The organism is Isoptericola sp. b408 (assembly GCF_030588085.1).
GTDB lineage: Bacteria > Actinomycetota > Actinomycetes > Actinomycetales > Cellulomonadaceae > Isoptericola > Isoptericola sediminis.
On record NZ_JAUQYQ010000001.1, the window covers coordinates 900,213 to 912,400 of the forward strand.

A 12,188-nucleotide genomic window follows, 5' to 3' on the forward strand; every position below is an offset into this window, starting at 1 on the left:
GGGGGGGGGGGGGGGGGCGCCCCCCCCCCCCCCCCCCCCCCCCCGGTCGGGGGGGGCTGGTCCCGCGGGCCCCCCCCGGGTGGGGCGCCCCCCCGATTCCATGCCCACAGCAGTGCACACCGCTGACGTGCTACGTTGCTCGTGATCCCACGGGAGCCCTGGCAAGGGCTGAGATCGGACTGTCGCCGTCCGGACCGTCGAACCTGACCGGGTCATGCCGGCGTAGGAAGCAGGAGCACACATGCAGAACGACGCACCGTCACGCGCGCTCGCCGTCGAGCGCGACCCCCAGTCCGGGATCGCCGTCCCGGTCACCGAGATCACCCTGGCCGACTCGCCCGACGGGTCGGCGAACCCCCCGGTGCGGGTCTACCGCACGGACGGCCCGGGCGGGGACCCGACCCGGGGCATCCCCGCGCTGCGCACGGCGTGGATCGTCGAGCGCGGCGACACCGAGGAGTACACCGGCCGTGACCGGGACCTCGCCGACGACGGCCGCGGCGCCACCCGCCGCGGGGCCGCCTCGGCCGAGTGGCAGGGTGCCCGCCGCCGGCCCCGCCGCAGCGCCGGCGGCGCCCGGATCACCCAGATGGCGTACGCCCGCCGCGGCGAGATCACCCCCGAGATGCGCTTCGTCGCGATCCGCGAAGGGGTCGACGTCGAGCTCGTGCGTTCGGAGGTGGCCGCCGGGCGGGCGATCATCCCGAACAACGTCAACCACCCCGAGTCCGAGCCGATGATCATCGGCAAGGCGTTCACCGTGAAGGTCAACGCCAACATCGGCAACTCCGCCGTGCACTCCTCGATCGCGGAGGAGGTGGAGAAGCTGCAGTGGGCCACGAAGTGGGGCGCCGACACGGTGATGGACCTGTCCACCGGCGACGACATCCACACGACCCGGGAGTGGCTGCTGCGCAACGCCCCGGTGCCCATCGGCACGGTGCCGATCTACCAGGCCCTGGAGAAGGTCGACGGCGACGCCTCGCGGCTGACCTGGGAGGTCTACCGCGACACCGTCGTCGAGCAGTGCGAGCAGGGTGTCGACTACATGACGGTGCACGCGGGCGTGCTGCTGCGGTACGTGCCGCTGACCGCGCAGCGGGTGACCGGCATCGTCTCCCGCGGCGGGTCGATCATGGCCGGCTGGTGCCTGGCCCACCATCAGGAGAACTTCCTGTACACGCGGTTCGACGAGCTGTGCGAGATCTTCGCGGCGTACGACGTCGCGTTCTCCCTCGGCGACGGGCTGCGGCCCGGGTCGATCGCGGACGCGAACGACGCCGCCCAGTTCGCCGAGCTCGACACCCTGGCCGAGCTGACCAGGCGCGCGTGGGAGCACGACGTGCAGGTGATGGTCGAGGGGCCGGGGCACGTGCCGCTGCACCTCGTGCGCGAGAACGTCGAGCGGCAGCAGGAGCTGTGCGACGGCGCCCCGTTCTACACGCTCGGCCCCCTGGTCACCGACATCGCGCCGGGCTACGACCACATCACCTCGGCCATCGGCGCGACGGAGATCGCGCGCTACGGCACGGCGATGCTCTGCTACGTCACGCCCAAGGAGCACCTCGGCCTGCCGAACCGGGACGACGTGCGCACCGGCGTGGTCACCTACAAGATCGCCGCGCACGCCGCCGACGTCGCCAAGGGGCACCCCGGCGCGACGGCGCGTGACGACGCCCTGAGCAAGGCGCGGTTCGAGTTCCGCTGGCGGGACCAGTTCAACCTGTCGCTCGACCCCGAGCTGGCCGAGTCCTACCACGACGAGACGCTGCCGGCCGAGGCCGCCAAGACGGCGCACTTCTGCTCCATGTGCGGCCCGAAGTTCTGCTCGATGCGGATCTCGCAGGACATCCGCGACGAGTTCGGCGACGCCGCCGCGCAGCAGGAGCGGGTCGCGGCCGCCGAGGCGGGGATGGCCGCGAAGTCGGCCGAGTTCCGGGCGGCCGGGGGAGAGGTCTACCTGCCGACGCCGGTGATGCCGCCGCGCTAGCCGGCGGCGGGGGCGCTAGCCGACGGGTGCCGGGCCGGTCGTCGTGCCGGGCACGAGCCCGACCGGCAGGGAGACCGACGTCGGCTCCTCCCCGGCGAGGAGGCCGATCGCGGCCTGGCCGAGCCGGGTGCCCTTCTCGCGCAGCGGCTGGTGGACGCTGGTCAGCACGTCGGGGGACAGCCACGGCAGGTCGAGGCCGTCGAACCCGGCGACGGAGACGTCCTCGGGGATGCGCAGGCCGAGCTCGCGGGCCGCGATGACGGCACCCGCGGCCAGCAGGTCGGAGTGGGCGACGATCGCGGTCGGCCGCTCCGAGGCCGGCACCCAGGTGCCGAGGATCTCGGTGGCCGCGTCCCGCCCGTGCTCCACCAGGGAGGCCGGCGTCTCCCAGGTGATGACGGGTTCGACGACGTCCCGGATCCCGGCCATGCGGTGCACGGTCGGGGTCCGGTCGGCCCGGCCGATCCGGTCGGCGTCGACCGGACCCGAGCGTTCCCCGCGCCCGAACGGCAGGGAGATCTCGGCGATCCGCGTGTGTCCCAGCTCGACCAGGTGGCGCACCGCTTCGGCGGCGCCGGCCCGGTCCTCGAGCGCGACGAGGGGAGCCCCCTCGACGGCTCGTCCCTCCCCGACGACGACGGGCACGTCGCGGCGTTGCAGGGCGGCCAGGGTCGGGTCCTTGGTCAGCACGCCCCACACGAGCACGGCGACGTCCATCGCCGCGGTCTCGATCAACGGGTCGACGGCGTCCTCGCCCCCGTCGACGCCGGGGATGAGCAGGACGCCGAGCTTCTCGGTGCCGAGGGCGTCGACCAGGCCGTCGAGCACCTGGACCGCGACCGGGTCGCGGAACGCGCGGCGCGGGTGGTCGCCGATGACGACGCCGATGATGCCGGACCGCCCGCGGCGCAGCTGGCGGCCCAGGGGGTTCGGGCCGGTGTAGCCGAGGTCGGTGGCCGCGGCGAAGACCTTGTCCCGGGTCTCCGGGGTGATCGGCCCCGACCCGGAGAAGGCGAGGGAGGCGGTGGAGACGGAGACGCCGGCGCGTTCGGCGACGCGGGCGAGCGTCGGTCTGTTGCTCGGTGTGCGGCGGCCCATGCCTCTCCTCCTGCGGCCCGACGAGTGGCGCCAGCCTACCCGTGAGCGCATGTCGAATCGATTTGACCGCGCCGGTGCCATCGGGGATCGTCGAGAGGTGAGCACCTCCGTCCCCACCGGTGTCGCCCCGCGCCCGCTCCGTGCCGCCGTCGTGGCGGTCTACGGGGTCTTCGTGGCCGCCGGGTTCGGTATGGCCACCTGGGCCTCGCGCATCCCCGCCGTCCGTGACGGGCTCGACTTCTCCGAGGCCCAGATGGGCGTCCTGCTGCTCACGGCCTCGCTCGGGTCGATCTGCGCCCTGCCGCTGTCCGGGATGATCACCTCGCGGCTCGGCGCCGCGCGGACCGTCCTGGGCTTCGCGGTGCTGTCGGCCGTCGGCTTCACCCTCGCCACCCTCGCCATCGACGCGGGGCTGCCCTGGCTGGTCCGGGTCGGACTGTTCGTCGCCGGCACGGGCATGGGCGTGTGGGACGCCGCGATGAACCTCGAGGGCGCCGTCGTCGAGCAACGCCTCGGCAAGGCGATCATGCCCCGGTTCCACGCCGCCTTCTCCTTCGGCACGGTGGCCGGCGCGGGCGCCGGGGCGCTCGCGGCCTGGGCGCGGGTCCCCCTCACCGCGCACCTGGTCACCGTCGTCGTGCTGCAGGCCGTCGCCGTGGCGCTGTGCGTGCGTGCCTTCCTGCCGGCCCGTGACCCCGGGGCCGACGGGACGGACCCCGGCGGCCTGGACGCCGCGGCCGACCCCGCCACCGCCGTCGAGCCGGCCCGCGGGCACTCCGTCCGGGACACCCTGGCGACCTGGCGCGAGCCGCGCACCCTGCTCATCGGGCTCGTCGTGCTCGCGGCGGCCCTCACCGAGGGTGCCGCCAACGACTGGGTCAGCCTGGCGACCGTCGACGGGTTCGACACCGGCGGAGGCGTCGGGGCGCTGGCGCTGGCGGTGTTCCTCGTCGCCATGACCGTCACCCGGCTGGTGGGCACCCAGATCATCGACCGCTTCGGACGCGTGGCGGTGCTGCGCGGCGGCGGTCTCGCGGCGCTGGCCGGGGTCTCGCTCTTCGCCCTGCTGCCGTCCCTGCCGCTCGCGCTCGCCGGCGTGTTCCTGTGGGGCGTCGGCACCGGGCTCGGGTTCCCGATGGGCATGTCCGCGGCGGCCGACGAGCCCTCGCGGGCGGCGCTGCGCGTCTCGGTGGTCGCGACGATCGGCTACGCCGCCTTCTTCGTCGGCCCCGCGCTCATCGGCTTCCTCGCCCACTACACGGGCTACCGGCTCGCGCTGCTGGTGCTGGCGGTGCCGGTCGTGGTCGGCCTGTTCGCGGCCGGTGCGGCACGACCCCCCGAGCGCGCGTCTACGCTGGACCCGTGAGCCAGACCGCCGCGCGCCCTGGCGGCGCGACCCCCACCGCCCTCGGCCCGGACGCCGCCCCCAACCTGTCCGACCTCACGACGCTGCGCGTCGGCGGGCCCGTGGACCGGTACGTCGAGGTCACCAGCGAGGCCGAGCTCATCGACGCGGTCCGGACGGCCGACGAGGCCGAGGCGCCGCTGCTCGTCGTCGGCGGGGGGTCCAACCTGCTCGTCTCGGACGAGGGGTTCGACGGTGTCGTCGTGCGGGACGTCCGCCAGGGGCTGGACGCGGACCTGTCGGCCTCCTGCGACGTCGACGAGGGCGCGTGCGGCGGAGCGACGCTGACCCTCCCGGCCGGGCAGGACTGGGACACCTTCGTCGCCCAGGCCGTCGCCAACGAGTGGGTGGGCGTCGAGGCGCTGTCCGGGATCCCCGGGACCCTGGGCGCCGCACCCGTGCAGAACATCGGCGCCTACGGGCAGGAGGTCTCCGGGGTCGTGGCGGCGGTGCGGGTCTGGGACCGCGCCGCGGGAGAGCGGCGCACCCTGACCCTCAGCGAGCTGGGCTTCGGCTACCGCACGAGCCTGCTCAAGCGCACCATGCGGGGCGAACGCGCCCCGGGCGAGGACCTCTGGTACCCGACGCCGCGGTACGTCGTCCTCGACGTCCGGCTGCAGATGCGCCTCGGATCGCTCTCGGCCCCGATCGGGTACGCCGAGCTGGCGAAGCGGCTGGGCGTCGAGGTCGGGCAGCGCGCGCCGTCGACCGCGGTGCGCGAGGCGGTCCTCGAGCTGCGCGCCGGCAAGGGCATGCTGCTCGACGGCGTGGGCGGCGCCCCGACGCCGGACCACGACCGCTGGTCGGCCGGGTCGTTCTTCACCAACCCGATCGTGCCCGCGTCGGCGGCCGAGGACCTCCCCGCCGACGCCCCGCGCTTCCCCGTGCGCACCGTGACGCCCGGCACGGCCGCCGACGAGATCGACCCGCGCTGGGTCAAGACCTCGGCGGCGTGGCTGATCGAGCACGCCGGGTTCACCAAGGGCTTCGGGCTGGCCGGCGAGCACTCCCCGGCGCGGCTGTCGACGCGGCACACGCTGGCGCTGACCAACCGTGGGGGCGCGACGGCGCAGGACGTCGTGTCCCTCGCCCGCGCCGTGCGTGACGGCGTGCGCGACGAGTTCGGGATCGAGCTGGAGCCGGAACCGGTCCTGGTCGGCCTCGCCCTCTGACCTCCTGCGGACGCGGGGGTCAGTGCACGACGACGGTCGTGCCCCGCGGGACGCCCCACGCGTCCCACAGCCAGTTCATCGCCGAGTTCGACACCCGGATGCACCCGTGCGAGGCCGGCCACGGCGGGATCGAGGGTGAACCGTGCACGGCGATGCCCCCGGTGAAGTACTTCGGCCGGTACATCGCCCCGAGCTCGAGCGTGGACTCGTGCAGGTAGTCGCGCTCCATGTAGACGGCGTACGTGCCGGTGGGGGTGCGCGCCCGGTACGAGCGCCCCTTCGCCTCGAACGTCTCCCCGTTGCCGGACGAGGCGTTGAACGTGCGCACCACCTTGCCGTCCTGCACGGCCAGCAGCAGCTGGCGGTCCAGGTCGATCTCGACGACCTTGCCCGCGGAGGACACCGGGGCCGGGCGGACACCGTCGGCGAGCGCCGCCCGCGTCCGCGGGCCGACCACGGCGTCGCGTGACAGTCCGCCGGCCTTCTGCAGCGCCCAGACGGCCTGCTGGGTCTGGGGGCCGAACTCCCCGTCGACGGCCGGGAGGAAGTACCCGAGCTCGACGAGGCGCTCCTGCAGGTCGCGCACGGCGGGGCCGCTGGAGCCGACCTCCAGGTACTGCGGCTCCGGCGCGGGCGGTTCCTCGGTCTCCCGGGTCTCCTCGACCGCGGGTTCCTTCTTCTTCTCCTCCTTCGGCGTCCCCTGCTGCTCGTCCTGCTCCGCGTCCGGCACCTCCTGCTCCGGCGTGGCGGAGGGAGCGGGTGCGGACGGTGCCGGGCTCGTCGGGGGCGGCGGGGCGGAGGGCGTCGGGTCCGGCGGCGGCGTCGGGAGGGCCGCCTCCTGCGCGGACCCGGCCGGCCGCTGCGACGGTCCGGGGTCGATCGGCGACGGCAGCACCCCGGCCGACGGGGAGGAGGCCGGCTGCTGGTCCGCCGCCGTGAGCTCGGACAGCGTCGCGCACCCGGGCAGGAGCAGCATCACGGCGACCGCCGTCGCCACGGCGCCCCGGCGACGTCGCACCGCGTGCGTCGAGACCATGCCGCCACCTCTCCCGGTCCGGCGGCCAGTGGTGGGGGACCGGCCGTGGACTCCTACCGTGCACCGTCCGGTGCGGGGCGGCGAGCCGACGCGACCGACCGGCACCCGATCGACACCGTCCCGTGACCTGCGGACGGGCGTCTCAGGTGGTCAGCCAGTCGTCCACGCCGTCCAGCAGACGCTTCTTGGTGCCCTCCGTCGCGCGGGAGGCCCGGATCGAGGACCGGGCGAGCTCGGCCAGCTCGGGGTCGGAGAACCCGTGCACGGTGCGGGCGGTCTCGTACTGGTCCAGCAGGCGGGATCCGAACAGCAGCGGGTCGTCGGCGCCGAGCGCCACCTGCGCTCCCGCGTCCACGAGCTGGCGCAGGGGTACGTCCTCGTCGTGCTCGTACACGCCGAGGGACACGTTGGACGCCGGGCAGACCTCCAGGGCCACCCCCGACTCCACGAGCGAGCCCAGGAGCGCCGGGTCCTCGATGGACCGCACGCCGTGCCCGAGACGGTCCGGTGCCAGGGCCCCCACGACCTCGCGCACGTGCGCCGGACCGAGCAGCTCGCCGCCGTGCGGCACCGAGGCGAGCCCCGCGCGCCGGGCGATGGCGAACGCCCGGGCGAAGTCGCCGGTGTCGCCGCGGCGCTCGTCGTTGCTCAGCCCGAAGCCGACCACCTCCCCGGGGCCCTCGCCGGCGTACCGGGCGGCGAGCCGCGCGAGGGTCCGGGCGTCCAGCGGGTGCTTCATCCGGGAGGTCGCCACGACGACGGCGACCTCCAGCCCGTGCCGGGCGCTCGCGGCCCTGGCCTCGTCCAGGACGATCTCCACCGCCGGGGTGATGCCGCCCACGAAGGGCGCGTAGGAGGTCGGGTCGACCTGCAGCTCCAGGCGTCCGGAACCCTCCGCGGCGTCGTCGGCGGCGGCCTCGTCGACGAGACGGCGCATGTCGGCCTCGGACCGCACGCAGTGGCGGGCGGCGTCGTACAGGCGCTGGAACCGGAACCATCCGCGTTCCGTCGCCGGGACACGCAGCGCGACCCCGTCGGTCAGCGCCGACGGCAGCCGGACGCCGTAGGCGGCCGAGAGGTCGCGCAGGGAGGACACCCGCAGCGATCCGGTGAAGTGCAGGTGCAGGTGGGCCTTGGGGAGGTCTGCCAGGTCACGCACCCTGCACAGTGTGGCACCCCTCAGCCGAGCCAGCCGCGCTGCCGTGCCACGGTGACGGCCGCCGTGCGGTCGTCGACCCCCAGCTTGGCGAAGGCCCGCAGCAGGTGCGTCTTGACGGTCGCCTCGGCGATGAACAGCTCGCGGCCGACCGCGGCGTTCGACGCCCCGCGCTCCACGAGCCGCAGCACCTCGGCCTCGCGGGGGGTCGGCCGCTCCCCGGCGATGCGCACGGAGGACACCAGCCGGGTCGCCACCGACGGCGCCAGGACGGTCTCCCCGCGTGCGGCGGCTCGTACGCCGGCGACCAGCTCGGCGCGGGTGGCGTCCTTGAGGAGGTAGCCGGTCGCCCCGGCCTCGACGGCCCGCAGGATGTCGCCGTCGGTGTCGTAGGTGGTGAGCACCACGACCCGAGGGCGCCCGGGCCCCGGCCCCGCGATCTGCGCGGTGGCGCCGACGCCGTCGAGCACCGGCATCCGCAGGTCCATCAGGACGACGTCGGGGGACAGGTCCCGGGCGAGCGCGACGGCCCGCTCGCCGTCGGCGGCCTCTCCGACCACCTCGAGGCCCGGCACCCCGGCCAGCATGCCGAGGATCCCCGAGCGCACCACCGGGTGGTCGTCGGCGACGACCACCCGGACCCCGGTCACGCCGTACTCCCGGGGAGCCGGACCAGCACGCGCGCCCCGCCGGCGGCGCCGGTCCCGAGCTCGAGGCTCCCGCCCGCGGCGGCCGCACGCTCGCGCATGCCGGCCAGCCCGAACCCCTCGACGACCGGCTCCGGCAGCCCGCGGCCGTCGTCGCAGACCTCGAGCTCGACGCCGTCCGCACGGCGGGACAGCCGGAGGGTCACGGCGGTCGCCCCCGCGTGCCGACGCACGTTCGCGAGCGCCTCCTGGGCGGCCCGCAGCAGCACGACGTCCGCCGTGGGGCTCGCTCCCGCACCGCCGTCGGACCGGTCGCCGACGTCGACGCGTGCGGCCGTGCCCGTCTCCGCCACGAACCGGTCGGCCACACGTCGCAGCGCCTCGTCCAGGGAACCCTCCTGCAGCGGGGCGGGGGAGAAGGCCGCCACCAGCCCACGCGCCTCGGCGAGGTTGTCGCGCGCGGTGGTCTCCACGACGGTGAGCCGCCGGTGCGCCGCGGCCACCTCGCCCCGGTCGAGCGCGGCTGCGGCGGCCTGTGCCTGCGTCACGACGCTGATGAACCCCTGGGCGAGCGTGTCGTGGATCTCGCGGGCCACGCGTTCCCGTTCCGCGGTGACACCCGCGGCGTGATGGGTGCGCGCGAGCTCGTCCTGCGTCGCCCGCAGCGTGCGCAGGAGGCGGGCGCGCTCCTCGGAGCGCCGCATCCACGTCGCGGTCCACAGCCCCAGCGCGAGGGCGAAGCCGAGGGCGATCGCCATCTGCGGTGCCGCGGAGCGCAGGCTCCCCGCCGAGAACCCGTCCACGGAGGCGAGGGCGGCGGTCGCCGCCACCGTCAGCACCGCGGAGGCGAGGACCGCCTCGCGGCGGGTCTGGAGGAACAACCAGAGCTGGGCGAACGCCCCGAGGAGCAGGAACGTCGCCAGACCGCCCTGGGACACGGCCACCGTGGTGGCGACGATCAGCACCACGACGTAGGCGACGGACCGGCCCCGGTCGCCCGAGCGGGCGGCCGGCGCCCCGAGGGCCGCGTAGGCGACGAGAACGACCGCCATGGCGGCGTAGGCCACCCACAGCTGACGTCCCGACTGGCCGCCGAGCGGCAGCGCGACGGCGGTCAGGACGACGAGCGCGACGAAGACGGCGTCCCACCAGACCACCTGGCGTTCCCAGTCGTCGACCTCCTCCGGGGGTGCGACCCGCGCGCCCTCGAGGGACCGGCCGGACGCCGGGTCAGCCGTCGTCACGGCGTCGCCACCGGAACGTGCGCACCGCGACCGCCACCGACAGGACCAGCCATGCGCTCAGTACAGCAGCGACCGTCCCGACCTGCCAGCTTCCTCCGGTCTCCCACGCGGCTGCGGCGTCCGGTAGGAAGACCGCCCGCATGCCCTGTGCCAGCCACTTGAGGGGGAACACCGACGCGAGCGCCTGGATCCAGCCCGGCAGGGCGAAGAACGGCAGGAAGACCCCCGAGACGAGCTGCAGCACGACCGCGACCGGTATCACCACGGTGCTCGCGGACCGGCCCGACCGCGGCAGGGACGCGAAGGCGACGCCGCACGCGGCACCGGTCGCCGCCCCCAGCACGTAGACCACCGCGAACGTCGCCCAGCGCGAGACCTCGGACGGCATCGCCACGTCGTGGACGACGGCTGCCACGCCCAGCAGCAGGGTGGTCTGGAGGGTCGACGTCACCAGGGTCAGCACCACCTTGCCGCCGAGGTACGACGCCGCGGGGAGAGGGGTTCCGCGGAGCCGGCGCAACGTTCCGTCGTCACGCTCGACGGCGATCGACGTCGCCAGCGCCTGGAAGCTCGTCAGCATGATCCCGGTGGCGATCATCCCGGGCAGGAAGTACTGCGCGTAGTCGACCGCGACGCCTCTGTCGCCCTGCTCCGTCCCCTCGAACACCGTGCAGAAGACGGCGAGCATCGCCACGGGGTAGGCGAAGACGAAGACCACGGCGTCGCGCTCTCGCCAGAACTGGCGGAGCTCGACGGCGCCGCGGACCAGCGCCAGCCGTGCGGTCCCGGGCAGGGGCGGCACCGGTTGCTTGCCGACGGTCCGTCCGGTCGTGGTCATCGGACGTCCTCCGGCCCGACGAGCGCCAGGTAGACGTCCTCGAGGCCGGGACGCGTGACGCACAGGTCCGGGATCTCCCCGCCGTGACCGACGGCCGCGGCGAGCCGGGACACGAGGGCGGTCGGGGCGGGTGTCCGGCGCCCGTGCTCGACGCCGTCGACCGTCCACCCCACCACGGGGGTCCTGGCGTCCTGGCCGCCCAGCGTGTCCGGAGTCCCCTCCGCGAGGACCCGCCCGCCGAGCATCACGACGACCCGGTCGGCCAGGGCGGCGGCCTCGTGCAGGTCGTGGGTGGTCAGCAGGATCGTGGTCCCGGCGGCACGCAGCCGCCTGCACAGATCCCGGAAGTCGTGTCGTGCCCGGAGGTCCCACCCCGTGGTCGGCTCGTCGAAGAACAGCAGCTCGGGCCGTCCCACGATCCCGCGGGCGACGTCGAGCCGCCGCCGTTGCCCGCCGGACAGGCGCCGCACCCTGACGTCGGCCTGCTGACGCAGGCCCACGGCGTCGATCACCCCGTCGGGGTCGACCGGGTCGGGGTAGCAGCGTGCGGTGTCCCGTACGGCCTCCGAGACCGTCACCTCGGCCCGGTCGTCCGAGTCCTGCCCGACCACGCCGAGCCGCGACCGCCATCGGCGTCCGGCCGTCGCGGGGTCCTCGCCGAGCACCCGGACCGTCCCGGAGTCGGGGGTGCGGAACCCTTCGAGGATCTCGATCGTCGTGGTCTTGCCCGAACCGTTGGGGCCGAGCAGGGCGACGAGCTCGCCCCGGTCGACGTGCAGGTCGACCCCGGCCAGGGCCTGTCGCGTGCCGTACCGTTTGCGCAGACCGGTGGCGAGGACGGCGAGGCCGGCCGAGGGCTCCGACGCCCGGCGGGCGCTGGTCGAGGATGCGGTGCTCGTCATCCGTCCAGGCTGCTGGCGGACGTCCCGACGCGGGACGACCGGTCGGCGGACCGGTGCGTCCACCGATCGGTGGACGGGCGTGGTTCGACCCAGCCTCTCGCGTCGCGTACAGTAGTCCCTCGGTGGTTGACGATCACCATGCTGGATCGCGCCCTCGCGGGTGCCGACCAGGTGTCGTCGAGCACGAAGGGTAGTGGCGCAATTGGTAGCGCAGCGGTCTCCAAAACCGCAGGTTGCAGGTTCGAGTCCTGTCTACCCTGCCAGCGTGATCCCCCGCGGGGCCGCGCAGCGGGGCCACGTGCACGCGTGACCCGGAACGCCAGGAGTCTGTGCCGTGGGTGCGTCGTCGGCAGGCGGCGTGGCTGCGGTGTGATCGCGAAACGGGGTAGGTCGAAGTGAGCGAGTTGCCGGCTGAGGCCAGCAGGACCCACGACGCCGGTTCGGGCAAGGAGCGTCGCAACGTCTTCGCCCGGATCGCTCTTTTCGTCCGCCAGGTGGTCGGTGAGCTCCGGAAGGTCGTCACCCCGACCCGTTCGGAGCTGATCAACTACACCATCGTCGTCATCGTGTTCGTCACGATCGCGATGCTGTTCGTGACCGCGCTCGACTACGTCCTCGGTCTCGGAGCCTTCTGGCTCTTCGGGGACGGCTGAGCCGGCCCCACCCGGCCCCGGACCGCACCACCCCATCCGAAGCCAGA

11 protein-coding genes, 1 tRNA gene and 1 riboswitch are annotated in these 12,188 nt (G+C 74.7%); of the genes, 5 read left to right on the plus strand and 7 right to left on the minus strand.

All coding sequences use genetic code 11. The annotated features are described in order from the left end of the window. Window positions 1-139: 139 nt before the first annotated feature. A riboswitch (TPP riboswitch) is annotated at window positions 140-246 on the plus strand. After that, the gene (gene thiC, locus Q6347_RS04205; protein ID WP_304606763.1) at window positions 242-1,990 is read left to right on the plus strand and encodes a phosphomethylpyrimidine synthase ThiC; all 1,749 of its coding nucleotides are present in this window, start codon (window positions 242-244) and stop codon (window positions 1,988-1,990) included. Its footprint overlaps the riboswitch before it by 5 nt. A 15-nt stretch (window positions 1,991-2,005) precedes the next feature. On the opposite strand, the gene Q6347_RS04210 is transcribed toward thiC, so the two are convergent. Next, window positions 2,006-3,088 carry a LacI family DNA-binding transcriptional regulator gene (locus tag Q6347_RS04210; protein ID WP_304602531.1) on the minus strand — a complete coding sequence of 361 codons (1,083 nt, stop codon included), beginning with the start codon at window positions 3,086-3,088 and terminating at the stop codon, window positions 2,006-2,008. Between the two features lie 97 nt (window positions 3,089-3,185). Between Q6347_RS04210 and Q6347_RS04215 the strand changes: the two genes are divergently transcribed. Further along, entirely contained in the window at window positions 3,186-4,454 is a 1,269-nt protein-coding gene (locus Q6347_RS04215) for an MFS transporter (protein ID WP_304606764.1), read from the plus strand. Continuing rightward, complete coding sequence (locus Q6347_RS04220; RefSeq protein ID WP_369810802.1) at window positions 4,451-5,665, plus strand: UDP-N-acetylmuramate dehydrogenase; 1,215 nt, start codon at window positions 4,451-4,453, stop codon at window positions 5,663-5,665. Before Q6347_RS04215 ends, Q6347_RS04220 begins: the two co-directional genes overlap by 4 nt. A gap of 19 nt (window positions 5,666-5,684) precedes the next feature. On the opposite strand, the gene Q6347_RS04225 is transcribed toward Q6347_RS04220, so the two are convergent. The 6 genes from Q6347_RS04225 to Q6347_RS04250 all read right to left on the minus strand — a co-directional run bounded on the left by Q6347_RS04225 (window position 5,685) and on the right by Q6347_RS04250 (window position 11,488). After that, window positions 5,685-6,701 carry a L,D-transpeptidase family protein gene (locus Q6347_RS04225; protein WP_304606765.1) on the minus strand — a complete coding sequence of 339 codons (1,017 nt, stop codon included), beginning with the start codon at window positions 6,699-6,701 and terminating at the stop codon, window positions 5,685-5,687. 142 nt (window positions 6,702-6,843) lie between these two features. Continuing rightward, a complete protein-coding gene (locus Q6347_RS04230; RefSeq protein WP_171246427.1) occupies window positions 6,844-7,860 on the minus strand; it encodes an adenosine deaminase in 1,017 nt (338 codons plus the stop codon). Between the two features lie 20 nt (window positions 7,861-7,880). After that, window positions 7,881-8,507, minus strand: a complete 627-nt coding sequence (locus Q6347_RS04235) for a response regulator transcription factor (RefSeq protein ID WP_304606766.1) — start codon at window positions 8,505-8,507, stop codon at window positions 7,881-7,883. After that, window positions 8,504-9,748, minus strand: coding sequence for a sensor histidine kinase (locus Q6347_RS04240; protein ID WP_304606767.1), 1,245 nt, complete (start codon window positions 9,746-9,748; stop codon window positions 8,504-8,506). Before Q6347_RS04240 ends, Q6347_RS04235 begins: the two co-directional genes overlap by 4 nt. Then, the gene (locus Q6347_RS04245) at window positions 9,735-10,586 is read right to left on the minus strand and encodes an ABC transporter permease (protein ID WP_304602526.1); all 852 of its coding nucleotides are present in this window, start codon (window positions 10,584-10,586) and stop codon (window positions 9,735-9,737) included. The genes Q6347_RS04240 and Q6347_RS04245 overlap by 14 nt, the downstream gene beginning before the upstream one ends. Further along, window positions 10,583-11,488 (minus strand): ABC transporter ATP-binding protein, encoded by a 906-nt coding sequence (locus tag Q6347_RS04250; RefSeq protein ID WP_304606768.1) that lies wholly within the window; start codon window positions 11,486-11,488, stop codon window positions 10,583-10,585. Before Q6347_RS04250 ends, Q6347_RS04245 begins: the two co-directional genes overlap by 4 nt. A gap of 187 nt (window positions 11,489-11,675) precedes the next feature. Between Q6347_RS04250 and Q6347_RS04255 the strand changes: the two genes are divergently transcribed. Together Q6347_RS04255 and secE are read left to right on the plus strand one after the other, a co-directional pair. Beyond that, window positions 11,676-11,751, plus strand: a tRNA-Trp gene (locus Q6347_RS04255). A 141-nt stretch (window positions 11,752-11,892) separates the two neighbouring features. After that, window positions 11,893-12,141, plus strand: coding sequence for a preprotein translocase subunit SecE (gene secE, locus Q6347_RS04260; RefSeq protein ID WP_216077399.1), 249 nt, complete (start codon window positions 11,893-11,895; stop codon window positions 12,139-12,141). The last annotated feature ends 47 nt before the right edge of the window (window positions 12,142-12,188 follow it).